Here is a 24,372-nt window from a genome sequence, read left to right on the forward strand (position 1 = left end):
CTGTGGTCCGGATCCGGGTGTTCGGCGGCGTCGCTGCCGAGACCGATGACGGTCAGCCGATCGACGTCGGATCGGGCAGGACCCAGGCACTGCTGGGCGCCCTGGCGATGTCGCCCGGCTCCCCCATCCCGGTCACCCGCCTCATCGAGCTGGTGTGGGGCGAGAGGCCGCCGCGGACCGTGGCGAAGACCCTGCAGTGGCATATCGCCCGGTTGCGCAAAGGACTGGGTTCCGCCGCCATCAGCCGGGTCGGTTCCGCGTACCGTCTCGACGTGACACCCGACGCGGTCGACGTCGCACGCTTCCGGCGGCACCTTCGCGAGGGTGACGCCGGCGCGGCCCTCGCGGAGTGGACAGGAATCCCGCTGGCGGGGGTGGACGCTCCGGGCCTTGCCGCGACGGTGGACGGCCTCGCGGAGCAATGGCTCGGCGCGGTCGAGGCCGACCTCGAACGCAGGGTGGACTCCGACCCGCACGTGTCCATCGCCGCGTTGACCGAGCTGGTCGGGCGTCATCCCCTCCGCGAAGGGTTGTGGGCCTTGCTGATGACCGCGCTCGCTCGTACCGGACGCCGGGGCGATGCGCTGGCGGCGTACCGGCAGGCCCGGCATCACCTCGTCGAACAGCTGGGGATCGAACCCGGACCGCGGCTGCGGGAGCTGGAATCCATGATCCTTCGCGAGGACGAGCGGCTGCGCGAGCCCGACGCGCCGGTGCCGGGCGGCCAGGAAGGCAACCTGCCCCGCCGCCTGAGTCCTCTCATCGGCAGGGACGACGCACTCCGTACCATCGACGACGTGATCAGCGGGTCGACGGTGGTCACCCTGGTGGGGCCGGGCGGGATCGGCAAGACCCGGCTCGCCCTGGCAGCGGGGCGTCGTCTGGCCGGGGATCGAGGATGGCGTGCCTGGTTCGTCGAACTGGCCGAGATCAACTCCTCCAGCGATGTGCCGCGCGCGGTGGCCGACACGCTCGGGGTCGCGCAGCGGGCCGGGCGAAGCCTCACCGAGTCGGTCGTCACCGCTCTGGGGTCCCGGCCCGCGCTGCTGCTCGTCGACAACTGCGAGCACGTCCTCGACGGCGCGGCACGGCTCGTCCAGGCCGTCGCGCTGGGCTGCGCCCATGTCCGGGTGCTGGCCACGTCTCGGGAGCGCCTCGACGTCGACGGCGAGCAGGTGCTCGCCGTCGGCCCGCTGCATCCCGCTGCGGGCGCCGAACTGTTCCATGTGCGCGCGCTCGCCGCGGACCGGACCTACGAACGTGACGCATATCGGGACGATGTCACCGAACTCTGCCGCCGGCTCGACGGCGTACCGCTGGCGATCGAGCTGGCCGCCGCTCACGTCCGCAGCCACCATCCGGCCGAACTGCTGGCTCGGGTCCACGATCACTTCAGGGCGACCGGCGTCCGCCGGACCGGCGCACCGAGGCATCGAAGCCTGCGCGCCGCGATCCAATGGTCCTACGACCTGCTCACAGCTTCCGAGCAGGCGTTGCTGCAGTGCCTGTCGGTGTTCAACGGATCGTTCCCCCTCGACGCGGTGGCGGCGGTCGCCGACGACTCGGCGCGCGGCCTCGACGAGGTCGACGGCGTTCTCAGCGCCCTGGTCGACCGGTCGATGGTGACCGTCGAGCCCGGCCCGTCCGGTTCCCGCTTCCGGCTGCTCGAGCCGATGCGCCAGTTCGCCGCCGTGCACCTGCGTGAACAGGGCCGCATGGACCTGGCCGCCGAACGGCACGCGCGCTGGTGCCTCGGCGGGGTCACCCGCGTAGGTGTGCTCCTGACTGGTCCTAGCGAGATCGAGGGGGTCGCTCGCCTCCGCGAGCTGTGGCCGAACCTGCGTGCGGCGCTCGCGTGGGCGTGTTCGGCCGGCGATCCGCGGCTGGCCGACGCGCTGGTCCGGCCGGTGGCGACCGAGCTCACGCTGCGCGGCCAGCAGGAGATCGGTGACTGGGCGGAGCGGATCCTCGACCTGGCCCCGCCGGACGAGGAGGACCTGCGGGCCTTCTGGCTGCTGTGGGCGGCCGAGCGGTACACCCAGAACGGCAACCCCGCCGGCTACGACGACCTGGTGGACCGCGGTGGCCGGCCCGACCGGCCGCTGAGCCATTATGCTCGCGCATACGTCGGCGGAGACGGCCAGGCCCTGAGCCGGTGGCTCCCGGCGGCTGCCGCAGACCTGCGCCGCCAAGGCGAGCCGTACGTGGCAGCGTTCCTCGAAATGAACTCGTCCGGGACGCTGCTCGGCATCGGCCACTTCGACCAGGTCGACCGGACCGTCTCGGCCATGGCCGATCGCTACCGGTCGGAAGGTCCGCCCACGCTCCGGCACTGGGCACTGCAGACCCTCGCATACTCCGCCTCGTTTCAGGGACGGCCCCACGACGCCGAGCGGTACTTCGACGAGGCGGCCACCGTCGACGTCCCTGAAGGCTCACTCTCGGCCAGCAAGGCTGTCCAGGCGCAGACGGCGTTCCGCCGCGGCGACCGGCGGCGCGCCTTCCAGATTCTCCGTACCTACATCGACGAGCTCATCGCCACCGACAACGTGATCGCCGCCAGCGTCGTCTGCATCGAGTTCATCACCATGATGGCGGTGATGGACCATCATGACGAGGCGGCGCGCATGCTCGCGTACCTGGAGACGAGAAACGACTTCGGTGCCATGGCCGCCCGGACGCTCGTCGCCGGCAACACCTCCAGCAGCCGGTACAGCTCCCTGAACCAGATCAGCGACCGCCAGGCCCTCACGTACATGGGCGACGTCCTCGACCGGCTGGCGGCGGACGGCACGGCCGGCCCGCGCGGGCCGGTCACCTCGACGACGCGGTAGTCGCCGGCCGGACGACTGCTCTGGGCCTGGGCAGGACGTGTGCATCGTTCTAGTCTCGCGGTCATGGGCCCCATGCGGAGGATCGCGGCGGTCGTCGCGCTCGCGTCAGGTCTGCTGTTACCCGCCGGTGTCGCCTTCGCGCATGAGGAGCGGGAGGTGAGCTTCCCCGACGGCACGGGTACGGTCCCGCGGCTGCGGACAGGGGAGCCTGATGTGCTCGTCTGCAAGTCCGACCAGGCCGACTTCGAGCGGCGAATCGCGAAATTTCCGGCGCGGCTCCAGGAGCGCAACCGCGACCTTTTCGCGAAATGTCAGGAGAACGGGGCGAGACACCTCCAGGAGGCCGTTGACCAGGTCGACCGCCCCGGGATGACCATCGCCATCCTCCCCGGCCTCTACCGCGAGGAACCCAGCCACGCCGCCCCGACCGGCGACTGCGCCCGGCTTCCCGCCCGCTGGGCGCACCACGGGGGATACCAGATCCTCAGCTTCGACCAGCAGCGCCAATGCCCGCACAACCAGAACCTCGTCGCCATCCTCGGCAAGGAGGATCTGCAGATCGAGGGCACCGGCGCGGGCCCGCTGGATGTCGTCATCGACGCCGAGTACCGCAAGCTCAACGCCATCCGCGCCGACCGCGCCGACGGCGTCTACTTCAGGAACTTCACCGCGCAGCGCACCACGTTCAACTCCCTCTACGTGCTCGAAACCGACGGTTTCGTCATCGACGAGGTCCTCACCCGCTGGAACGACGAGTACGGCTTCCTCACCTTCGCCAGTGACCACGGCCTCTACACCGACTGCGAGTCGTACGGCAACGGCGACGGCGGCCTGTATCCGGGCAGTGCCTCTGACATCAACGACGGCCGCGGCCACGACGTGCCCCGCTACGCCATCGAGATCCGCCGCTGCAAGAGCCACGACAACGCGCTCGGCTACTCCGGCACCGCGGGCGACTCGGTGTGGGCGCACGACAACGAGTTCTACGGCAACATGGTCGGCGCCACGATGGACAGCCTCTGGCCGTCCCACCCCGGTCTGCCGCAGAACCACGCCAGGTTCGAGAACAACAAGATCTACGACAACAACCGCGACTACTACCGGTACCTGCGGAACGGCACCTGCGCCAAGCCCCCGGCCCAGCGGGGTTACGAACAGGGCGTCGTCTGCCCTCAAGTGGGAGTCCCGTCGGGCACGGGCGTCCTGGTCGCGGGCGGCAACTACAACGTCTTCACCGGCAACCGGATCTGGGGGCACCGGCGGGCGGCGTTCCAGCTGTTCGGCGTGCCCGCCTTCATCAGGGGCGAGACCGACCTGGCCAAGCAGGCCGACACCTCCGACTTCAACCGGTACGAACGCAACGTCTTCGGCGTCACGCCGGCGGGGGAGCGGCAGCCGAACGGGCTGGACGTGTGGTGGGACGGGCAGGGCACCGGCAACTGCTGGCAGGGCGACACGGGCACGTCCACGCCCGCCGTGCTGCCGGTGTGCGCCGACCGGGTGCCCGAGCTGTCGGGCGGGACGCGCCGTATCCTCGCCGAGCCGGTCAAGCTGATCAAGCTGTACATGTGCGCCGACTTCAGCGCCTCGGAGGTCCGCCTGCCCGCCGGGTGCGACTGGTTCGGCGCGTCCGGACTGGGCACGGTCGAGGCTCTCCTGGCGCTGGCAGGTTCGGTGGTGCTGGGCCTGCTGGCGGGGCTCTTCTGGTGGCGCTCCCGCCGTGCCGCGGGCCTCCCCGGCGCCACGTTCCGGATGACGTTCGGCGCCTCGTTCCACGTCACGGCCGGTGCGGGCCGGCGGCCGGAGGCGGGCGCACGGATCGGCGGGGAGGAGGACGACCCGTCAGGGAACCGCCGTAGGCACCGGCTGATCGTGGCGGGCACCCTCGCCGGGACGGCTGGGCTGGTGCTCGACGTCGTGGCGGCGGCAGTGGGGAGTCCACGGCAGGCCGGGGTGGCGTTGCTGCTCATGGCGGCGTGGTGGTTGTGCCTGGGAGCGGCGCTGCGGGCCCGGCGGCCGGTGTTCGGCTGGTTCACGGTCGTGCTGGGTGTGCTGGCCGTGGCGGACGCCTTCGATCGGCTGGTGCACTTGATCCCGTTCGTCCCGCTGGGGCCCGGATGGGTGCGCGGGCTGCTCACCGGCCTCTGGGTGGTGTGCGCGGTCCTGGTGCTCGTGCTCCGGGACAGCCGCAGCGCGGACAAGAGCACCGCCGAGGCCGAGGTGCCGGCGTGAACCGCCCGGCGGTGCGATGCACGCCGAGGCGGGCTAGGCCGAGGTCCGGCGGCGGAACAGCACCGCCGCGATCGGCACGCTCATCACCACCACGCCCGCGAGCCAGAGCGCCGCCACCACGCCGGACGATCCCACGGGCTCGCCTTGGAGCAGCGCCCGCAACGTCACCACGATCGGCGTGATGGGCTGGTGAGAGGCGAAGTCCCGCAGCAGGCTCGGCATGGTCTCCGCCGGCACGACCCCGTCCGACAGGTACGGCAGGAACAACACGACGAAGCTGAACGCCCCGGCCGCCTGAGTCGACCTCACCAGCAGCCCCCACAGCACCGCCAGCGACGACATCGCCAGCACGTACGCCGCCACCAGCCCCAGCACCAGCGCCCACCCGGCGAGCGTGGCGTCCGGGCGGAAACCGAGGATGACGGCCGCGACCAGGGCGAAACCGCAGGCCGCCACGTTGCGGACCACGGAGGCGACCACGTGTCCCGCGGGACCACCCAGCCGCCGATCGGCAGGGTGCGGAAGCGGTCGATCATGCCTCCGGTCATGTCGTCGGCCACGTTCACGGCCGTCAGCGCGGCCCCGTACCCGCCTGACATGAGCAGCACGGCGGGCACCACGAAGTCGATGTAGGCCAGCCCGCTGGAGCCGGTGGTGATCGCGCCGCCGAAGACGTACACGAACACCACCATGATGATGACGGGCAGCACGATGTTCACGATGAGACCGTCGAGGACGCGCACCTCGCGGCGCAGACCGCGGACGACGAGGTGGCGCAGGTCGCCCGCGGCGGTCAGCACCCCGCTCATGCGGCCTCCTCCGTCGGCCCCATGAGCGGGATACCCGGCTGTGTTGATTGGTCGCTCGCTGCGCTCGCTCATGCGGCCTCCTCCGTCGGCCCCATGAGCGGGATACCCGGCTGTGTTGATTGGTCGCTCGCTGCGCTCGCTCATGCGGCCTCCTCCGTCGGCTCCATGAGCGGGATACCCGGCTGTGTTGATTGGTCGCTCGCTGCGCTCGCTCATGCCGCGGCCGCCGTGAGCTCGAAGAACACGTCGTCGAGCGTGGGCGTGCGCAGCTCCACGTGCTCGACACCGACGCCGGCCCGGTGCAGCACGTCGAGCGTGTGGCGCAGGTGGTCGGGGCCCTGGACGGCCACCGTGAGACTCCCGGCCTCCGCGTCGGCGGACGCTCCGAGCAGCGCCCCGGCGCGCGGGCCGTCCTCCGCCCGGGACAGGCGCAGGATCAGGCGTTCCGCGCCTACCTGCCGCTTCAGCGCGGCGGGGGAGTCGTCGGCCACCACCCGCCCCCCATTGATCACCACGACCCGGTCGGCGAGCTGGTCGGCCTCCTCCAGGTACTGCGTGGTGAGGAGGATCGTGGTCCCTGAGGCCAGCAGTTCGCGGATCATCGACCACAACTCGGCCCGGCTGCGCGGGTCGAGCCCGGTGGTGGGCTCGTCGAGGAAGAGGATCCGCGGCGCCGACACCATGCTCGCCGCGAGGTCCAGCCGCCGCCGCATCCCGCCGGAGTACGTCGCCACCTGCCGGTTCGCAGCCTCCGCCAGGTCGAACCGCTCCAGCAGCTCCTGGGCCTGCCGCCGCGCCCGTCGCCCGCCCAGGTGGTGGAGGCCGGCGAACAACTCCAGGTTCTCCCGGCCGGTTAACAGGTCGTCCACCGTGGCCTGCTGGGAGGTCAGCCCGATCACCCGGCGCACCGCCACGCCGTCACGCGTCACGTCGTGCCCGCCCACCGTGGCGGTGCCGCCGTCGGGCGCGAGCAGCGTGGTCAGGATGCGCACGGTGGTCGTCTTGCCCGACCCATTCGGGCCGAGCAGGGCCAGCAGCGAGCCCGTGGGCACGGTCAGGTCGATCCCGGTCAGCACCTGGGTCGCGCCGAAGGACTTCGTCAGGCCCCGCGCGCGGATAGCATCTGTGAATGGCGTACTGTGTATACCGTTCATAGTTCTAAGGTAATGCACAATCCTAGGAGCGGGTCAAGGAGGAGTTCGCATGGCGCAGGAGCGGCCGCTGCCGTCCGTGGTGGCACGCATGTGGGGACGCGAGCCGGTGACGCGCCGGGGACCGCGGCCGCGGCTGAACCTGGCGACCATCACCGCCGCCGCCATCGAGATCGCCGACGCCGAAGGGCTGGCCGGGGTCTCCATGGCCAGTGTGGCCTCGCGGGTGGGAGTGGCGGCGACGGCGCTTTACCGGTACGTCGAGAGCAAGGAGGACCTGCTCACGGCCATGGCCGACGCCGCCGCGCCACTGCCGCCCGAGCCCGGAGGCATGACCTGGCGTGAATACCTGGCTGTGTGGACCCGGGCGCAGCGCGACATCCTGCTCGACCATCCGTGGTTGTTGTCGGCCGCCGCGCCCGTGCCGCCGATGGGCCCGCGGCGGCTGCTGTGGCTGGACCGCGCCCTGGCGGCACTCGACGGCACGGGGCTCGACGACGGCGAGAAGATCAACGTGGCGAGCGCCCTGACCGGATACGCGCTCACCGACGCCGCGCTCCGCCACGCCGTCGGCGACCCGCGGATGGAGGAATCCGGGATCAAGGGCGCCGCCGACTACGGCGAGGTGCTGGCCGAGGTTCTCGACCCCGAGGCCTACCCGGCCCTGTCGGCGGCGATGCGCTCGGGCGCCATGCGCGGCGCGGAGGGCTGGGTGGACGACGGCGACTTCGTATTCGGGCTCGACCTGCTGCTCGACGGTGTCGAGGCGCTGATCCGGCGGCGAGTGCTAGAGGGCCACGTCGGAGGGGAGTAACTGCTCGGTGAGCAGCCGGCGTACCCGTTCGGGGCGCGTCGCCGCCCAGGGGCGCAGCAACTCCCATCCGTGGAAATATCCGAAGATGTACGGGCTCGTCGGGGACGGCCGGAGCAACCCCAGCACGAGCGCCACCTCAGCGTCGCTGTAGAGCGACCACCGCGCCAGGTAGGCCGCCAGGTCCGCGTCCGTACGCCCCTCGGCCGCCAGGAACGCCACGTTGCCCCACACTCCCCACAGGACGTTCTTGGCATGGTGGATCGCCGCGAGGTCGCCGCTGGGGCGGATCCCTGTCTCGGGAAAGACCCGCCGGTTCAGCCACACCTGCGCCTCGTCACCGGGGAAAAGGATCTCCTCGGCCAGCAGCCCGAGCCCCTCGCTGAGCACGAACGACGGCGACACCATGAACCGCACCCTCCGGTCCGCCCGCCCCGCCAGATGGATCTCCTTCAGCATCGACTCCGCGATGTGCCCGGGGTGACCCTCGTGGGCGACGAGATACAGCAGATCGGCCAGGTTGAAGGGGATCGCCTTGTTGATGTGGATGGTCGATCTCAGCCCGCCCTCGTAGTCCCCGGCTCCATGGAACGACACTCCCTCGACGAGCCTGCAGCCCACGACCTCGTCCTCCGGCAGCGGGATGATGGCGTTCGTCCGCGCCCGCGTCTCGGCCACCGCCCTGGCCACCAGATCGGGCAGCCGCTCGATCTGCCCCAGCGTGTGCGCCGCCTGCCACGCCTGGAGCCGCTCCGCCAGCGACCCCGGGCCCTTCGGCAGGGCGGCGTCCAACTCCCCGTGTGCCTCCTCGAACACCTCCTCCGGCAGCCGCCGCGGCTCCAGGCCCAGGCACTGCCGCGCGTACTCGGCCAAGGGCAGCCGCTCGCCGTCGAGGTAGCGGGCCACGGCACGCATCGCGCGTACGTGCCCGGCCAGATAGGCGGACGGCGCGCTCTCCAGCAGCCGCTCGGCCTCGTCGGCCAGCGCCCCGGGCGAGGGCGGCGGCTCGCTCGCCGCCTGCGTGCTCCACGCCTCGGGCCCGCGGTAAATGAGCAGGGCGCCGCCCGCCAGCCGGTTGATCCGCAACGCCAGCATCGCGTAGTCGCGCTGCCAATCGTGCATCGAATCCGCCTCCTTCGTCTCGCGCTCGCCGCCGCCTAAGCTAGCTGTACGGTTTTCCGTACAGTGCACGGAAAGGCTGGGAGATGCCGGAGTCCATCTGGTTCCGCGACGACGCCCGCCCGCGCAGGCCCCGGCTGTCGCGCGAGCGCATCGTCGAGGCCGCCGTCGCGTTGCTCGACGCCGAAGGCGTGCGCGGCTTCTCCATGCGGGCCCTGGCCGCCCGCCTGCGGGCCGGCACGATGTCGCTATACGAGTACGTCAAGAGCAAGGAAGACGTGCTCGACCTGGCGTTGGACGAGGTCTTCGGCGAGATCGAGCCGGAGGAGCAGCCTACGTGGCGGGCCACCATCGTCCGCCGGCTCACCCAGAGCAGGGACGTCATGCGCCGCCACCCCTGGGTGCCGGAGCTCACCGCCACCCGTCCGCTGCTCGGCCCGAACGCGCTGGCCCGCTCCCAGCTCTTCTACGCCACCCTCGCCGGCGCCGGGCTGAGCGGCCCCGCCCTCAACTCCGCCGTCGGCGCCCTGTCCTCCTACGTGAACGGGTACGTGGCCGCGGAGAACACCTGGTGGGCCACCGTCCGCACGCCCGGCGCGGACGCCGAGATCCGCGCACGCGCCGTCCGCTACCTCGACGAGCACGCTCCGGAGCTGTCCCGGCACGCGGACGTGGGCGACGGCGACTTCGACCGCAACTTCCTCCTCGGCCTGGACCTCATCCTCGACGGCATCGAGGCCCGGCTCCAGACCGGTGACCGATCGGGGTGAGAAGCACCGTGACGTCTCCTGGCCGCCCGCGTCCAGGGCCCCGGTGCGGGCGGAGGCCGTGGCCTCGGGCAAGTACCGCCATAGGCCGTCGGCGTACAGGAGCAGGTGCGATCCTCTCAGGTAGCTTGGCCACGAAGAAGGCGGAAAGGGGACGAAGCGATGGCCACGACGCCCACGGCGGAGTTGCTGGCCGCGGCGCGGGCGGGCGACCGCGACGCGTTCAGCCGCCTCGTCGGCCCGCTGCGGGAGGAGCTGCGCGCGCACTGCTACCGCATGCTGGGCTCCGTCCACGACGCCGAGGACGCCGTGCAGGACACGCTGGATCGGGCCTGGCGCAACATGGCACGGTTCGAGGACCGCGGGACGTTCAGGGCGTGGCTCTACAAGATCGCGACCAACCGGGCGCTGACGCTGATCGAGCGGCGGGGACGGCGCGAGCTGCCCACCGACCTGAGCCCCGAGGCCGCACCGGTCGCCGAGGTGACGTGGCTGGAGCCGTACCCGGACCGGCTGATGGGCTGGACGGCCGAGCTGGGCCCCGAGGCGCGCGCGGTGGCGAAGGAGAGCGTGGAGCTGGCGTTCGTCGCGGCGCTGCAGCACTTGTCGGCCCGGCAGCGGGCCGCCCTGCTGCTGCGGGACGTGCTCGGGTACGCCGCCGCCGAGGCCGCCGACCAGCTGGACACCACGGTCGCGGCGGTCAACAGCGCCCTGCAGCGGGCCCGTAAGGTCCTCACCGAGCTGCTGCCGGAGCCGAGCCAGCGGCAGACGCTCGACGTGCTGGGTGAGCCCGGGCAGCGGGAGCTGGCCCGCCGGTACGCCGCCGCCTGGGAGGCCGGCGACATCGACGCCATCGTGGCCATGCTGACCGAGGACGCGAAGTACTCGATGCCGCCGCTGACCGCCTGGTACCAGGGCCACGACGGCATCCGCGGCTTCCTGGCCGAGGGGCCGCTGACCCACCGCTGGCGTTTCCTGTCCGCGCGGGCGAACGGGCAACTCGCGTTCGGGACGTACATGTGGGATGAGCGGCGGGCCGCGTACGTCCCGGCGGGCCTGGACCTGATCGTCGTGCGCGGCACCCGGATCGCCGAGGTCGTCTCGTTCCTGGAGGCCGAGTTCGCGGACTTCGACCTTCCGCCCGAATTGCCGCGATGATTTCGCGTCCCGGCCCAGGTTGTACTCCTGACGGACCCACCGACCGAAAGGACTGCACCATGACCGGCGACGAAGAGCGGATCCGCGAGCTGATCGAGCGCTGGGCCGAGGCGGTGCACGCCGGCGACCTCGAGCGCGTTCTCAATGATCACGCCGACGACATCGTGATGTACGACGTGCCGCCGCCCTACGAAGGCGTGCACGGCATCGAGGCGTACAAGGAGACGTGGCCGGGCTTCTTCCAGTGGCAGGCGCAGGGCGCGTCGTTCGAGATGGAGACCCTGGACGTCACCGCCGGCTCCGACGTCGCCTTCGCCCACGCCCTGCTGCGCTGCGGCACCCCCGGTGAGCTGGCGGCGAACCCCGATTACCGGCTGCGGCTGACGCTCGGGCTGCGCAAGGAGGACGGCCGCTGGGTCGTCGCCCACGAGCACCACTCGTTCCCCCTCGGGGATGAGCGCGCGGCCGAGGAGGAGGTGCGGCAGGTCCACGAGCGCTGGTACGCCGGCACCGCCGCGAAGGACCTGGATGGCATGATGACCGCGATCGACGACGACGTCGTCTCGTACGAGCACGAGGCGCCGCTGGAGTACGTCGGCGTCGACGAGGTGCGCAAGGTCTGCGCCCGTGGCCTCGACGTCCCTGGCGACGTGAGCTTCGACGTGCCCGACCTGAAGATCCTGGTACGCGAGGACCTGGCGGTGGCGTGGGGACTCAACCGCGTCCGCGTCGCAGGCGAGGACGGTCAGGTGTCCGAGATCTGGTCGCGGGGCACGCGGGTGTTCGAGAGGCGGGACGGCGCCTGGATGATGACCCACCAGCACCTGTCGTTCCCGCTCGACCAGGCCACCGGCGCGGTCAGGACCGACCTGCGCCCGTCGCCGCCTCGCTAGCGACGCGGGCGGCCGTCAGGGGAGCGACACGGGCAGTCCGAACAGCGGGAAGTGCTCGCGCCCGATGAACGAGGTGATCTCGCTGATCTGGTCGCCGCGCAACGTCAGCACATTGATCGACCAGGCCAGATGCGCGCCGGCCGCGTCGTCCCAGAGGTAGGAGGCGACGGCCGGCTGGCCGTTGGCGTGCGCCGGGAGGTGCCGCCAGGAGCCGCACGAGGTCAGCGGCACCCGTACCGCGAAGTCGGTGACGGCCGCCAGGCCGCGGTACCAGTGCGGCATGGGCGGCATCGACCAGGTCACGTCCTCGGTGAGCAGCGCGACCAGGGCGTCGGCGTCGCCACGTTCCAGCGCGGCGGCGTACCCGGCGACGATCTCCCGCGTGTGGGCGTCCCCGAGAGTCCGCAGCGTCTGCTGCTGGGAAGGGGAAGGCACCCGTTCGGCGACGATCCTGCGGGCCCGCGCCAACGCGCTGTTGACGGACGTGGTCGTGGTCCGCATCATCTCGGCGATCTCGGCGACGGAGAATCCCAGCACCTCGAACAGCAGCAGCGCCGCCCGCTGGTTGCCCGGCAGGTGCTGCAGGGCCGCGACGAACGCCAGCTCGACGGCCTCCCGCTCTTCATACCGCGCGGCCGGGCCGGTGTCCGGGTACGGTCCCAGCCAGGCCACGTCCGTCCGCGGCGCGTTGTCGGCCACGGTGCGGTCGGCAGCCGGGCCGAGATCCACCGGCAGGGCCCGCCTGCCGCGCGTCTCGACGAGATCCAGGCACGTACGGGTCGCCACCGTGTACAGCCACGAACGCAGCGAACTGCGACCCTCGAAGCGCGCCAGCCCCCGCCAGGCCCGCACCAGGGCCTCCTGCAGGGCGTCGTCGGCGTCGTGGGCGGAGCCGAGCATGCGGTAGCAGTGTGCGTGCAGTTCACGGCGCAGCGGCGCGATGAGGCGGTCGAAGGCGGCATCGTCCCCTTCGCGCGCCCGGCCCAGGTCAGGATCCTGCGTTGTCGAATCCACGGTTGGCTGGCGAGTTTCGCTCACGAGCCCCGATTGTGCCCCAAGAGGGCTGTTGGGGGGGAGCGCTCGGTGCCGCTCAGAGGATCGGGGGCGCGCTTCGGCTGGGCCTGGTGCCGGTCGAGACCCGGGTGGTGGCTGGGGCCGCTTCAGACGTGCTGCTCCCGGACGGAGGCCAGCATGGTGTCCAAGTGCCGCTGGGACGTCTGGAGACGCTCGATCGTCGCGGTGATGCGCCGCCGCTCCTGCCGCAAATGGGTGATCATCCCGGGGCAGGCCACCGGCACCATCCGCCCGCCCTCGTCGTCGTGGACGCAGTCCAGCAGCCGGGCGATGACCGCGGTGGGCAGGCCGGCGGCCAGCAGGGTCCGGATGTGGCGGACGGCGGCGACGTCCGACTTGTGATACTCGCGATAGCCGTTGGGCAGCCGGACAGGTCGCAAGAGTCCCTGCTCCTCGTAGTACCGCAGCAACCGCCTGCTCACCCCGGTCTCATGGGCCAGGTCGCCGATCCGCATGTGCTCCTCGCTCCGAGCTTGACCTTCACATCGATGTGACGCCTTAGCGTCCCCTTGTCTGCCACTGCCAACAAAGCGAAGGAGCCGATGATGCCGGGAGCGGTGATTATCGGAGCGGGTCCGGGGATCGGCCGGTCGGTCGCCCGCCGGTTCGCGCGTGAGGGCCTGCCGGTGGCCCTCGTCTCGCGAACGGGCGACACCCTGGGACTCGATAAGGTGCGGGCTTATCAGGCCGACAGCGCCGACGAGACGGCCCTGCGGGCCGCCCTGGACGCGTCGGCCGCCGATCTGGGCACTCCGGACGTCGTGGTCTACAACGCCGCGATCATCCGGCCCGACTCGCCCGGCGAGGCGACCGTACGCGCCCACCTGGACGCCTGGGCGGTCAACGTGGTCGGCGCGCTCATCGCGGCCGCCCACGTCGCCCCTGCGATGGCGCGGCGGGGCGGCGGCACGTTCATCATCACCGGCGGCATGCCCGAGCCCAAGCGCCAGTACACCAGCCTGTCCCTGGGCAAGAGCGGCGTGCGCACGCTCGTGGCGCTGCTCGACCAGGAGTACGGCCCTTCGGGCGTGCACGTGGCCACCGTCACCGTGGCAGGCCCCGTCGCGCCGGGCACGGCCTTCGATCCCGACGACATCGCCGAGCACTACTGGCGCCTGCACACTCAGCCCCGCGACCGCTGGGACCACGAGATCCTCCACAACGGCCGCCACGACCGGTGACCTGGGGCGGCCGGGGCAGGATGCTCGTGGTCGGGGTGCCCGGGGTCACGGTGTCCAGGTCACGGTGTCCAGGTCACGGTGCAGGTGTCAGGGTGAAGGCGGTGGTCGCGGCCACCCTGCCGTTGACGATCACGTCGAGCTCCCGGGGCCCGGGCGGCTCGTCGCGCGTGGTCACCGGCCGAAACGAGTGGCTCTTCCGTAACGTGAACGTCGCCCCGGCCCCGTCCGCCTCACGCTGGCCCAGGTGGAACACGCGACGCGAGCCCGGCCGCCGGATCGCGTATTTGAGCAGCAGCGGCCCCGCCCCGTCAGCCGTGACCGTGACCGAGAAGCCCAGCTTCTCGCCGACGGCCACCGCCTCCGACTCCAGGGCGAGCACGTCCACCGCGCCGCTGCCCGGAGTGGCGCCCACGAGCGCGAGCGCCTCAGGATGCCCGGCTCGCAGCAGCCCGCGCACCGCGTGCCGCAGGACCTTCTCCACGTGCGAGCCGCCGTCGGCGCGCCAGCGCGCCAGCAGCGCCAGCGCCTCCTCCGGATGGTCCTTGGCCAGGTCGTTGACGTGGTTGGCGACCGAGCGGCGGACGTATTCGCTCGGGTCGTCGCGCAGCCGGTCGAGCAGGGGGAGCGTCGGCCCCGGCGCCATCAGCCAGCCCACCCGCGTGGCCCACGGCAGCCGCGGCCGCGATCCCTCCGACGCCAGCCGGCGCAGATGCTCGTCCGGCGACTCCGCCCAGGCATGCATGATCTTGAGCGCGTCGTCGCGATAAAGCTCCAGGAAGGGCCGGACCGCGAACTCGCCCGACGAGTATGGCGTGAGCGCCGCCAGCGTCCCCATTGCCGCGTCCAGGTGATCGAGCCCCTGGACGGCCGTGTGATCGGTGGCGGGCCAGCCGCTCCACATGTCCAGCACCGCCCGCGAGGCGCAGCCGCGCACGATCTCGGCGGCCTGCGGATAGGGCAGCGGCAGCGCGTTGGCCAGTGCCGCGGCGACGTGCCTGACCCGGTCCTTCAGCTCCAGCCCGTCGAGCCCGTCCAGGGCCCGCCCCACGAACCGGTCCCGCGGGAAGGACGCCCAGGCGGCGGCCAGCCCGTCGGCCAGCACCGACACGGATCGGGCGTTGATCATGTCTTTCAGCGGTTGAGCCACGGCCTCACTGTGCCAGCCGCCACCGACAGATTCCCGCTACGCGTCCGTGTCCCGCAGCTGGTCGAAGTAGGGCTTCATCGACGGGTAGTAGTCGTCGAAGTCCGGCTTCGGGGAGCCGTCGCGGGAGGCCACGAGCAGGTCGAGGTAATACTCCCAGCCGGGGCCGATCTCGCCGATCCCCTCCTCGTCGGCCAGGTGCTGGACGAACCGCAGCTCCGTCGTGCCGTCGGCCTCGGACAGCAGCAGCTCCAGATGCCAGGACCCGGCCTCGTCCACGGCGGACACCTCCAGCCGCCGCGGTGGCTCGCACGCGTCGATGCGCATTTCGTACCAGGGCTGCTGCTCCTCGAACAACATCTGGACCTTGATCGTCCGGCCGGGCCCGGCCTGGCCCTCCCATGGGCCGAACCAGCGCGCGGTGCGCTCCGGCTCGGTGATGCTGGCCCACACGTCCTCGGCGGCTGCGCGGAAGGTGCGGGTGAGGACGAGATCGCTGCCGGACTCCGTGCGGAACAGTCGGCCGGTGGGGAATCGGTTCATGCCGTGCCTGCCTTTCTGCTGTCAGCGGTGCCGCCCGTGCGGCGTTCGCGGCGCGTTCGGTAGACCTCTGTCTCCAAAGCGTCGAAGTGGTGCTCCCAGCCCGAGGGCCGGACGAACTGTGCCAGCCACGCGATGAGCTCGGTGAACCGATCAGGATCGAGCGTGTAGAAGCGCTGTCTGCCCACGAGCTCCGCGCGGACCAGCCCGCTCTCCTTGAGCACGCGCAGGTGGCGGCTCACGGCGGGGCGGCTGATCGGGAACCGGTCGGCGACCTCGCCGGCCGCCAGGCGCCCCTCTCTGAGCAGCACCAGGATCTGCCGCCGCACCGGATCCGCGATCGCCCCTGCCACTTCGTCCACGCGAAAAGCGTAACCCATTGGTTACGCGTTCGCCAGCACCTCTCCCGCATCGTGGCGGAAGAGGGAGGGTGCCCTTACCTGCGGGTGGCCGCGTCGAGCAGGATGCGGGCCAGCTCACGCGGCTGGGAGAACATCGGCCAGTGGCCGGTGTCCATCTCGACCAGCCGCCACCGCTCGCCGGTGAGCAGCCTGGCCACGTCGTCGGCCGGCTTCTCGCCGTCGAGCAGGCATTTGATGTAGGTGGCGGGGAGCTCGCCGAGCGGCCGCGCCAGCACCGCGGGCTCGGTCAGCGAGGCCCCGGGATGTGGCGTCGAGCCCTCCACGATCCGCGCGATCTGCTCGTCGCTCAGCCCCTGGCCCGCATAGTCGGCCGCGGTCTGAGGCGGCCAGAAGCCGCCGTGGGCGTCGATCTCGGTCGCCGCCCAGCCTTCCGGCGCCCCGGACGCGAACGCCTCGCCGTGCGTGGGCACGTTGGAGTCCACGAAGACCATGTGGGCCAGCCGGTCGCCGATCCGCTCGGCCGCCTGGCCGACCGGGATGCCGGAGTAACTGTGCCCGACCAGGACGACGTCCCGCAGATCGCGGCGCTCGACCTCGTCGACGATGTCCTGGACGTGGGTCTGCTGCCCGGCGGGCACACCCTGCTTGTCGGCGAGCCCGGACAGCGTCAACGGGTGCGCGCCGTGCCCGGCCGCCCGCAGCTCCGGCACCACCTCGTCCCACGCCCACGCCCCGAGCCACGCGCCTGCCACCATGACGAATTCAGCCATGGCGGCACCGTAGCCGAGCCCTCCGACAACTCAGCCGGTGGTGGTCTCCCGCCAGCGGTTGGTGATCGGGAGGCGGCGGTCCCGGCCGAAGTTCTTCGGGGTGATCTTCGGGCCCGGCGGATACTGGCGGCGCTTGTACTCCGCCAGGTCCACCAGCCTGATCATGCGCGTCACCAGCTCAGGATCATGGCCGGCCGCGATGAGCTCCTGCGAGCCCATGTCCTTCTCCACGTAGTCGTCCAGCAGCCGGTCCAGCACCTCGTAGGGCGGCAGCGAGTCCGTGTCGCGCTGGTCCGGGCGCAGCTCCGCGCTCGGCTCCTTGGTGATCGAGTTCTCCGGGATCGGGCGCTCGGCCGTCAGCAGGAACTGCGGGTCCGCGTGCGCGTTGCGCCACCGGGACAGCGCCCACACCATCGTCTTCGGCACGTCCTTGATCGGGGCGAAGCCGCCGGCCGAGTCGCCGTAGAGGGTGGAGTAGCCGGTCGCGAGCTCGCTCTTGTTCCCGGTGGTCAGCACCAGGTGGCCGTGCTGGTTGGACAGGCCCATGAGGATCATGCCGCGCACCCTGGCCTGGAGGTTCTCGGCGGCCAGGCCGGACAGCTCGATCTCCTTCTCGAAGGCGTCGACGACGTCGGCGATGGGGACCATCTGCGCGTTGACCCCCTGCCTGCGCACCAGCTCCTCGGCGTCGGTCACCGAGTGCTCGGAGGAGTAGCGCGACGGCATGAGCACGACGTGCACCCGGGACGGGCCGATCGCGTCGGAGGCGATGGTCGCGGTCAGCGCCGAGTCGATCCCGCCCGACAGCGCCAGGATGATCGACTGGAACCCGTTCTTACGCACGTAGTCCCTGACCGCGAGCACCAGCGCCGAATAGACCTCCGCGTGCAGATCGAGCCGCTCGGCGATGCCGGCCGGCTCAGCGGGATAGGGCGCCACGGGCTGCTCCGACAGCACCAGCCGCTCGACGGTGATCGTGGAGTCGTCGCCCGCGTCGTGCGGGTACGTGCCCGGCTCCGCGTCCGAGACCGGCAGGTCGTCCAGGTCCACGACCAGCAGCTCCTCCCGGAACTGGCCCGCCCGCGCCACCAGCTCGCCCGAGCCGTCCACCACGATCGAGTCGCCGTCGAAGACCAGCTCGTCCTGCCCGCCGACCTGGTTCACGTAGACGAGCGCGCACCCGGCCTCACGGGCGCGGCGCCGGCACAGCTCCAGCCGTACGTCGTCCTTCTCCTTCTCGTACGGCGAGGCGTTCGGCACCACCAGCAGCCCGGCCCCCGCCTGCCCCACGACCGACACGGGACCGCCCTCCTGCCAGAGGTCCTCGCAGACGGCGATCGCCACGTCGACCCCGTGTAGCCGGAAGATCGGCAGCCGGTCGCCGCGCACGAAATAGCGGTATTCGTCGAACACGCCGTAGTTCGGCAGGTGGTGCTTGGCCGTACGCGTGACCACCTCGCCCTTGTAGAGCAGCGCGGCGGCGTCCAGCGGGGCGCCCTTCGGCTGCCCCACCCGGGGCGCCAGGCCGGCCCGGTCGACGTAGCCGGCCACCACGGGGAGATCGCCCAGGCCCTCCAGCTCCAGCCTGCGCGCCACCTCCTCCAGAGTCCGGATGCTGGCGTCCACGAAGGACGTGCGGAGCACCAGGTCCTCCACGGGGTATCCGGTGAGGAACATCTCGGTGAAGACGACCAGGTGCGCCCCGCGCTCGGCGGCGTCGCGGGTCCACGCCACCAGCTGGTCGGCGTTGGCGGCCAGGTCGCCGACGGTCGGGTTGGTCTGTGCCAGGGCAATGCGCAGTTGTGCCACGCGCCCAGCCTAATATGGCGCGATTTTTATCGTCAAAGCGACGAAAAGTGAGCCTTCTCACCTGGCGTGACCAGCCCGGACTCGTACGCGGCCATGACCAGCTGTGCCCGGTCGAACAGCCCGAGGTGCTCGAGCAGCGACTTCACCATCAGCGAGGCCTCTTCCTCCGGCAGCGAGAGGGTCTGGCCGATCTGGCGGTTGGTCAGGCCTCTGGCGACCAGTTTCAGCACGTCGAGCAGGGCGTCGGAGAGCCCGGCCAGCGCCGGCGGCGAGGCCGGGTCGGCCCGCCCGGCGAACGCGGAGATCAGCCGCGTGGTGACCGCCGGATCGATGAGCGCGTCCCCGCCGGCGGCGGCCCTGATCGCGGCTACGAACTGCTCCGGAGCCGCCGTCTTCAGCAGGAATCCGCTCACTCCCGCCCGCAGGGCCGCGTAAAGGTTCTCGTCGCTGCCGAACGTGGTCATCATGACCACCTTCGGCGGCCGCTCCTCCGCCAGGATCCTGCGCGCGGCCGCCAGACCGTCCAGATGCGGCATCTGGATGTCGAGCAGCACCACGTCGGGCCGGGTCTCGCGGACGGCCGCGATCGCCTCCTCGCCGTTGCCGGCCTCGCCGACCAGCGTCACCCCTGGTTCGGCGGCCATCATGGCCCGGAGCCCCGCCCGTACGAGGGCCTGGTCGTCGGCCACCAGAACCCGCAGCACGTCCGCGGGAACCGCCGCAGGCGCCGGCGCGGGAGCCGGCTCCTCCAGGCGCTGGGCGAGCATGTCGCCCTCCAGGCGCTGGAGCGCGGCCGACAGGTCCAGTCCCAGCTCGTCCCGCCACACCGCGCGCGCCCTGCGCAGCGCGGCCAGCGCGTCGCCCTGGCGGCCCAGCCGGTAGAGCGCCACGGCCAGCAGCCGCCAGGCCTCCTCACGCAGCGGGTACGCCGTCGCGTGCGCCTCCAGGTCCGCCACCAGCGACGTCGCCCGGCCCAGCGCGAGCCCGGCGTCGGCCCGCCGTTCGACGGCGATCAGCCGCAGCTCCTCAAGCCGCCCGGCCTCCGTCGCCGCCCAGCTCAGCTCGCTGAACTCGGCCAGCGCGGGCCCCCGCCACAACCCCAGCGCGGTGTCCATGGCCGCCCACACCTGCGCCGGCGTGCCGTCCGACTTCACCAGGCTCTCGAAGTGCCAGGCGTCCACCTGCTCGGTCCCGGCCCGCAGGGCGTAGCCGGGCGGCGCGGACACCAGCACGCCGGCCTCCTCGCGGGGCGCGCGGTCGGGCTCGAGCGCGCGGCGCAGGCGGGAGACGTAGCCCTGGATCGTGGACAGGGCCTGCGCCGGCGGGGCGCCCGGCCAGAGCTCGTCGATGAGGGTGTTCACGGGAACGGCGCGGCCGCCGGCCACGAGCAGGCGCGCGAGCACCGCGCGCTGCCGCTGGCCGCCGAGGTCGAGAGGGGCGCCGCCGGCCCAGGCCTGGAACGGTCCGAGAGCAGTGAAGGTGAGCATGTCAGGCGTAACTTTAGAGGGAGAACGGGCTTCGGTATATGGCGAAAGGTCACAGTGGGAGCTCGGCCTGGACGACGGTGCCTCCTCCTTCGGCCTCGCGCACCACGCAGATGCCCCCGAGCTCGGCGGCCCGCTCCCGCATGGAGCCCAGGCCCACGCCCGGCCGGGCGTCCGGCGGCACCCCCACGCCGTCGTCGGTCACGCTCACCCGCAGCCGGTCGTCGCGCCGCAGGCTGATCGTGATCCGGGTGGCGTGGGCGTGTTTGCGGGCGTTCGTCAGCGCCTCCTGGACGATGCGGTAGGCGGCCACCTCGACCGCCGCCGGCAGGCTCGCCAGGTCGCCCGAGGTCTCGATCGGCGTCTCCGCCAGCTCCTCGACCGCGCCCGCCAGCCCCAGTTCGTCGAGCGCGGGCGGGCGCAGCCCGTACACGAGCTGCTTGATGTCGCCGCTCACGGCGTCCATGCCGGCCCGCAGGTCGGCGAGCAGCCGGTCGGCTTCCTGCGGCGAGGAACGCACGCTCAGGCGGGCGGCGTTGATCGACATGGCCATGCCGGTGAGCGACTGCCCGAGCCCGTCGTGCAGGTCGCGGCGCAGCCGCCGCCGCTCCTCCTCGCGGGCGGTCAGGATGCGCTCGCGGGAGCGCTGCAGCGCCGCCGTGAGGCGTACGGCGTGCGCGGCGTCGGCGATGTACGGCGTCAGCGTCGCGATCACCCGCTCGTCGTGGGCGGCCGGGAACCTGCGCCGGTCGGTCGGCCCGATCAGCAGGAGCCCCACGGGCTCCCCGTGCCACACCAGCGCGATGGTCTTGACGGGCCGCGGGGCGTTGCCCGCGTCGCCCACCGCCCCCGACGTGGTCGTCGTGCCGTCCACCTCCACCGCGACGCCCGTCACCGACAGTCCTTCGCGCAGCACGTCCAGCGTGGCCAGCAGCCCGTGCACCGGGTCGGCGTGCTGGAGCCGGTGCCGTAGCCGCCTGGCCAGCGCGCCCGGCACGCCGGTGCTGCCGTAGAGCAGCCGGTCCACGCCGCGTTGCAGCCCGCGCCGCATCGGCTGGAAGAAGGCCCCGGCGAACACCGCCGCCGCGATGCCCGCGATCGGGTCCACCTCCGACAGGAACATGCTGCCCGCCGCGCTCACCGCCACGTAGACGCCCATGGTGACGACCGCCAGGCCGGTGCCCACCAATGCCCGGCTGATCAGCGTGTCGATACCGAACAGCCGATACCGCAGCACCGCCACCGCGATGGCGGCCGGGATCAGCGGGATCGCCAGCGTCGCCAGCCACCACACCGAGCCGCCCACGATGAACGGGATCAGCAGCCCCGGCAGCGTCACCAGAAGCCACAGCAGCTGTCTCCGCTCGACCGCGTCGCCGCGCTTGAACCGGACGACGAGCGAGGCGAACGCCGCCGCCATGGCGGCCGCCACCATCCAGTGCGCGAACTCCCTGAGCGAGCGCTGGCCGGCCACCACCGCGACCCAGTCGAGCGCCATACCCGTGACGGCCAGGACGACCACCCAGCGCCACCGCCTGGACAGCAGTTCTCCCGCCGGATAGAGCAGCGGGAGCAGCACGCCCAGGGTGAGCTGGAGAACGTTCCACGTAAGGTTGACGATCACCCAGCCGTGGGGCGGGCCGCCGTACAGGAGCATGAAGAGGTTGGCCGACAGGATGTTGGCCGCCGCGCTCAGCCCGCCGACGCACAGCAGCCACCCGATGACCAGGCGCGGCCTGCTGTGGACGAGGATCGCCCCGAAGATCGGGAAGGCGGTGCCGGCCATGTCCTCGGGTGCGAACGGCAGCGGCGTATGAGGAGACTGCGGCAACTGCGCCGTCACCCAGATGTCGGTGAGCTCCAGTACGACCGCGAGCGCGGCGATCCCGATCGCCACACCTCTAGCCAGACCTGCGCGGCGCATGGCACCCGCCCTTCCCACCCCATGGATGGGAGAAAATTATCGGGCAAGTGCCAATACCCGATCAAAATTCTCTCAACGCCGCCGGATCGCGGGCCCGAGCACCATCATCCCGGCCGCGGACACCAGCCCGACCCCGCCCATCGTCCACCACAGCGCCTCCATCCCGAGGTCCAGCAGCGCCCCGCCGAGCAGCGGCGCCAGCACCATGGCCACCGACCAGGCGAACCCGAACAACCCCGCGTACCGCCCACGCAACTCCGCGGGCGCCAGCGCGGCCACGATCGAGCCCGCGATGCCCGCCGTGACGATCTCGCCCGCCGTCCACACCGCGATCGTCGCGGCCAGCCCCAGGGGGTTGGTGACGAACGCGGTCATCGCGAAACCGGCCCCCATCACGGCCAGGCCCAGCGCGAACGTCCGTGAGGCGTCCCTGCGCCCCAGCCAGCCGGACACCAGCGGCTGGACCACCACGATCAGCACCCCGTTCAGCGCCATGGCCAGCCCGAACTGCGCCGGCGTCAGCCCCACCACCTTGGTCATCGCCACCGGCAGCATGCTCATCGTCTGCGCGTACAGCACCGCGTTGCCCAGCGTGACCAGCGTGAACGCCACCATCACCCGGTCGCGCAGCACCACCCCGAATCCGCCGCTCGACTCCCGCGCCGCCGGCCGCGTCTCCGGGACCGCCCGCCACACCAGCACCGCGAAGACCACGCTCGACACCGCGTCGATCCAGAACAGCCAGATGAACCCGAGCCCCGCCAGCCAGCCGCCGGCGGTCATGCCGACCGAGTAGCCGAGGTTGATCCCCCAGAACAGCAGCCCGTACGCCCGGGGCCGCTCCGCGGGCGAGACCAGGTCGGCGACCAGCGCGTTGGACGCGGGCCGGTAGGCGTCGATCACCAGGCCGAGCACGAACATCGAGGCCAGGATCGCCGGCAGGGAGGTGCTGTAGCCGAGCGCCAGCATGGAGGCGGCGGTGGCCAGCATGCCGCCCGACAGCGTGGCCCGCCGCCCGACACGGTCGGTGAGCACGCCGGCGAGCAGCTGGGACAGCAGCGAGCCCGCGCCGAACACGGCCATCACCAGGCCCGCGGCGGTCACCGACAGGCCGCGGGCCTGGGTCAGGTAGACGCCGGTGAACGGCACGACCATGGTGCCGAGGCGGTTCACCAGCGTGCCGCCCCACAGGGCCCAGAACGGGCGGGGCAGGCCGGCGACCTGGGAACGGAGGAACGACGGCTTCTCGACAGTGGGACTAGACACGCGATAAAGGTTGATATTTCCGGTTTCCCGGCGCGAACGGTTTAGCCCACACTAAAAGGATGTCCATCACCTGGGTCATGACGCCGGAGGACGTGGCGCGCATCCGGTTCGCGTTCTCCCCGATGTGGGAGCTCGTGGCCAGCTTGCGCACCCTCCAGCAGCCCGCCAGGCACTCGATCCACCTGCCATGGCTCAAGGCCGTCCGTCACCGGCTGGCCGGTCTCGACCTGGCCGAGCTGTTCGCGCTCGTGCCGCCGGCCGGCTACATCGCCGACTTCGTCACCCCGCCGCCCGACACGCCGATGCCGGACTTCGCCGCCGAGCTCGACCGGGTCAGGAACGCGCCGCCCGAGCGGGCCGAGCTGGAGGCGGCGAGAGTGCGGGGAACCGACCGGTCCGTGCTGGAGCGGTTCATTGCTGACCCCGAGGCCGGCGTGGCCAGAGTGGCGAACACGCTTCAGGCGTACTGGGAGTCATGCTTCTCCGAGTACTGGCCCCGCGTGTACGCCCTGCTCGAACGCGACGTCCTGCGCCGCTCGCGGCAGCTGGCCCAGGGCGGCGCCAGCGCGCTGTTCGCCGGGCTCGACCCCACCGTGGTCTGGACGGGGGAGCGGCTGCTCATCGAACGGCACCACTGCGAGGTCAGCGGCCTGCACGGCGACGGGCTCGTGCTGCTGCCCAGCGCCTTCTGGGGCCCGGCGGTGGCGGTCATGTCGGCGCCGTACCAGTCGATGCTCGTCTACCCCGTGCACGGCGTCGGCACCTTGTGGGAGCAGGGCGCGCCGCCCGCGCCCGGCGCGCTGGCGGCGCTGATCGGCCGTAGCCGGGCGCAGATCCTGCTCGCGCTGGCGGAGCCCAGCACCACCTCCGCGCTCGCCGTCCGCATGTCGCTCACGCCGGGCGCGGTCAGCCAGCACCTCGGCGTGCTCAGCGGCGGCGGGCTCACGGTCGGGATGCGGGTCGGTAAGCAGGTCGTCTACCGCCGCACCCCGACCGGCGACACGCTCGCCGGTCAGGCGTGAGCGGCCGCCGCGCGAGCCGCTC

21 protein-coding genes are annotated in these 24,372 nt (G+C 71.9%); 8 read left to right on the forward strand and 13 right to left on the reverse strand.

Annotation, left to right across the window (positions count from 1 at the left end; genetic code table 11):
• The first annotated feature begins 2 nt into the window (after positions 1-2).
• Entirely contained in the window at positions 3-2,834 is a 2,832-nt protein-coding gene (locus Q9G87_RS29425; protein ID WP_305919753.1) for a BTAD domain-containing putative transcriptional regulator, read from the forward strand.
• 63 nt (positions 2,835-2,897) lie between these two features.
• Positions 2,898-5,066 (forward strand): right-handed parallel beta-helix repeat-containing protein, encoded by a 2,169-nt coding sequence (locus Q9G87_RS29430; RefSeq protein WP_305919754.1) that lies wholly within the window; start codon positions 2,898-2,900, stop codon positions 5,064-5,066.
• 33 nt (positions 5,067-5,099) lie between these two features.
• On the opposite strand, the gene Q9G87_RS60815 is transcribed toward Q9G87_RS29430, so the two are convergent.
• Complete coding sequence (locus tag Q9G87_RS60815) at positions 5,100-6,161, reverse strand: ABC transporter permease (protein ID WP_371825848.1); 1,062 nt, start codon at positions 6,159-6,161, stop codon at positions 5,100-5,102.
• A complete protein-coding gene (locus tag Q9G87_RS29445; RefSeq protein ID WP_305919756.1) occupies positions 6,088-7,029 on the reverse strand; it encodes an ATP-binding cassette domain-containing protein in 942 nt (313 codons plus the stop codon). The genes Q9G87_RS60815 and Q9G87_RS29445 overlap by 74 nt, the downstream gene beginning before the upstream one ends.
• 49 nt (positions 7,030-7,078) lie before the next feature.
• On the opposite strand from Q9G87_RS29445, the gene Q9G87_RS29450 reads away from it, so the two are divergent.
• On the forward strand, positions 7,079-7,840 hold the full coding sequence (locus Q9G87_RS29450; protein ID WP_305919757.1) for a TetR/AcrR family transcriptional regulator: 762 nt from the start codon (positions 7,079-7,081) through the stop codon (positions 7,838-7,840).
• Here the strand turns inward: Q9G87_RS29450 and Q9G87_RS29455 are convergent.
• The gene (locus tag Q9G87_RS29455) at positions 7,814-8,959 is read right to left on the reverse strand and encodes a hypothetical protein (protein ID WP_305919758.1); all 1,146 of its coding nucleotides are present in this window, start codon (positions 8,957-8,959) and stop codon (positions 7,814-7,816) included. The genes Q9G87_RS29450 and Q9G87_RS29455 overlap by 27 nt on opposite strands.
• Positions 8,960-9,042: 83 nt before the next feature.
• Here Q9G87_RS29455 and Q9G87_RS29460 point away from each other — a divergent pair, with 83 nt between their 5' ends.
• From Q9G87_RS29460 to Q9G87_RS29470, 3 genes are all read left to right on the forward strand, one after another.
• On the forward strand, positions 9,043-9,726 hold the full coding sequence (locus Q9G87_RS29460) for a TetR/AcrR family transcriptional regulator (RefSeq protein WP_305919759.1): 684 nt from the start codon (positions 9,043-9,045) through the stop codon (positions 9,724-9,726).
• Positions 9,727-9,885: 159 nt separating this feature from the next.
• Entirely contained in the window at positions 9,886-10,881 is a 996-nt protein-coding gene (locus Q9G87_RS29465; RefSeq protein ID WP_305919760.1) for a sigma-70 family RNA polymerase sigma factor, read from the forward strand.
• Positions 10,882-10,940: 59 nt separating this feature from the next.
• Positions 10,941-11,774, forward strand: coding sequence for a YybH family protein (locus tag Q9G87_RS29470; protein WP_305919761.1), 834 nt, complete (start codon positions 10,941-10,943; stop codon positions 11,772-11,774).
• Positions 11,775-11,789: 15 nt separating this feature from the next.
• Here the strand turns inward: Q9G87_RS29470 and Q9G87_RS29475 are convergent, their stop codons facing one another.
• Both Q9G87_RS29475 and Q9G87_RS29480 read right to left on the reverse strand, forming a co-directional pair.
• Entirely contained in the window at positions 11,790-12,788 is a 999-nt protein-coding gene (locus Q9G87_RS29475; RefSeq protein ID WP_305919762.1) for a sigma-70 family RNA polymerase sigma factor, read from the reverse strand.
• Positions 12,789-12,934: 146 nt separating this feature from the next.
• Positions 12,935-13,303 (reverse strand): MerR family transcriptional regulator, encoded by a 369-nt coding sequence (locus Q9G87_RS29480; RefSeq protein WP_305919763.1) that lies wholly within the window; start codon positions 13,301-13,303, stop codon positions 12,935-12,937.
• Positions 13,304-13,405: 102 nt separating this feature from the next.
• Here Q9G87_RS29480 and Q9G87_RS29485 point away from each other — a divergent pair, with 102 nt between their 5' ends.
• Positions 13,406-14,029 (forward strand): SDR family NAD(P)-dependent oxidoreductase, encoded by a 624-nt coding sequence (locus Q9G87_RS29485; RefSeq protein ID WP_305919764.1) that lies wholly within the window; start codon positions 13,406-13,408, stop codon positions 14,027-14,029.
• A 73-nt stretch (positions 14,030-14,102) separates the two neighbouring features.
• On the opposite strand, the gene Q9G87_RS29490 is transcribed toward Q9G87_RS29485, so the two are convergent.
• From Q9G87_RS29490 to Q9G87_RS29530, 8 genes are all read right to left on the reverse strand, one after another.
• Positions 14,103-15,176: a hypothetical protein gene (locus tag Q9G87_RS29490; protein ID WP_305919765.1), complete on the reverse strand. Its 1,074-nt coding sequence runs from the start codon at positions 15,174-15,176 to the stop codon at positions 14,103-14,105.
• Between the two features lie 36 nt (positions 15,177-15,212).
• Complete coding sequence (locus Q9G87_RS29495) at positions 15,213-15,716, reverse strand: SRPBCC family protein (protein ID WP_305919766.1); 504 nt, start codon at positions 15,714-15,716, stop codon at positions 15,213-15,215.
• Complete coding sequence (locus Q9G87_RS29500) at positions 15,713-16,075, reverse strand: metalloregulator ArsR/SmtB family transcription factor (protein ID WP_305919767.1); 363 nt, start codon at positions 16,073-16,075, stop codon at positions 15,713-15,715. The genes Q9G87_RS29495 and Q9G87_RS29500 overlap by 4 nt, the downstream gene beginning before the upstream one ends.
• 74 nt (positions 16,076-16,149) lie before the next feature.
• Positions 16,150-16,845, reverse strand: coding sequence for an alpha/beta fold hydrolase (locus tag Q9G87_RS29505; protein ID WP_305919768.1), 696 nt, complete (start codon positions 16,843-16,845; stop codon positions 16,150-16,152).
• Positions 16,846-16,875: 30 nt separating this feature from the next.
• Positions 16,876-18,654 carry an NAD+ synthase gene (locus Q9G87_RS29510; protein ID WP_305919769.1) on the reverse strand — a complete coding sequence of 593 codons (1,779 nt, stop codon included), beginning with the start codon at positions 18,652-18,654 and terminating at the stop codon, positions 16,876-16,878.
• Between the two features lie 32 nt (positions 18,655-18,686).
• Complete coding sequence (locus tag Q9G87_RS60820; protein ID WP_371825849.1) at positions 18,687-20,141, reverse strand: BTAD domain-containing putative transcriptional regulator; 1,455 nt, start codon at positions 20,139-20,141, stop codon at positions 18,687-18,689.
• A gap of 49 nt (positions 20,142-20,190) precedes the next feature.
• A complete protein-coding gene (locus Q9G87_RS29525; protein ID WP_305919770.1) occupies positions 20,191-22,062 on the reverse strand; it encodes a sensor histidine kinase in 1,872 nt (623 codons plus the stop codon).
• A 72-nt stretch (positions 22,063-22,134) separates the two neighbouring features.
• Positions 22,135-23,328, reverse strand: coding sequence for an MDR family MFS transporter (locus tag Q9G87_RS29530; protein ID WP_305919771.1), 1,194 nt, complete (start codon positions 23,326-23,328; stop codon positions 22,135-22,137).
• A gap of 59 nt (positions 23,329-23,387) precedes the next feature.
• On the opposite strand from Q9G87_RS29530, the gene Q9G87_RS29535 reads away from it, so the two are divergent.
• Positions 23,388-24,350 (forward strand): ArsR/SmtB family transcription factor, encoded by a 963-nt coding sequence (locus Q9G87_RS29535; RefSeq protein ID WP_305919772.1) that lies wholly within the window; start codon positions 23,388-23,390, stop codon positions 24,348-24,350.
• Positions 24,351-24,372: the final 22 nt, after the last annotated feature.

It is taken from the genome of Nonomuraea turcica (genome assembly GCF_030718205.1).
Classification (GTDB): Bacteria; Actinomycetota; Actinomycetes; order Streptosporangiales; family Streptosporangiaceae; genus Nonomuraea.

Excerpts from the sequence above, each read along its gene's own strand:
- Q9G87_RS29465 (WP_305919760.1), top strand. The coding sequence starts at position 9,886 with ATGGCCACGACGCCCACGGCGGAGTTGCTGGCCGCGGCGCGGGCGGGC.
- Q9G87_RS29495 (WP_305919766.1), bottom strand. The coding sequence starts at position 15,716 with ATGAACCGATTCCCCACCGGCCGACTGTTCCGCACGGAGTCCGGCAGC.
- Q9G87_RS29480 (WP_305919763.1), bottom strand. The coding sequence starts at position 13,303 with ATGCGGATCGGCGACCTGGCCCATGAGACCGGGGTGAGCAGGCGGTTG.
- Q9G87_RS29445 (WP_305919756.1), bottom strand. The coding sequence starts at position 7,029 with ATGAACGGTATACACAGTACGCCATTCACAGATGCTATCCGCGCGCGG.
- Q9G87_RS60820 (WP_371825849.1), bottom strand. The coding sequence starts at position 20,141 with ATGCTCACCTTCACTGCTCTCGGACCGTTCCAGGCCTGGGCCGGCGGC.
- Q9G87_RS29455 (WP_305919758.1), bottom strand. The coding sequence starts at position 8,959 with ATGCACGATTGGCAGCGCGACTACGCGATGCTGGCGTTGCGGATCAAC.
- Q9G87_RS29450 (WP_305919757.1), top strand. The coding sequence starts at position 7,079 with ATGGCGCAGGAGCGGCCGCTGCCGTCCGTGGTGGCACGCATGTGGGGA.
- Q9G87_RS29525 (WP_305919770.1), bottom strand. The coding sequence starts at position 22,062 with ATGCGCCGCGCAGGTCTGGCTAGAGGTGTGGCGATCGGGATCGCCGCG.
- Q9G87_RS29535 (WP_305919772.1), top strand. The coding sequence starts at position 23,388 with ATGTCCATCACCTGGGTCATGACGCCGGAGGACGTGGCGCGCATCCGG.
- Q9G87_RS29460 (WP_305919759.1), top strand. The coding sequence starts at position 9,043 with ATGCCGGAGTCCATCTGGTTCCGCGACGACGCCCGCCCGCGCAGGCCC.
- Q9G87_RS29505 (WP_305919768.1), bottom strand. The coding sequence starts at position 16,845 with ATGGCTGAATTCGTCATGGTGGCAGGCGCGTGGCTCGGGGCGTGGGCG.
- Q9G87_RS29470 (WP_305919761.1), top strand. The coding sequence starts at position 10,941 with ATGACCGGCGACGAAGAGCGGATCCGCGAGCTGATCGAGCGCTGGGCC.
- Q9G87_RS29430 (WP_305919754.1), top strand. The coding sequence starts at position 2,898 with ATGGGCCCCATGCGGAGGATCGCGGCGGTCGTCGCGCTCGCGTCAGGT.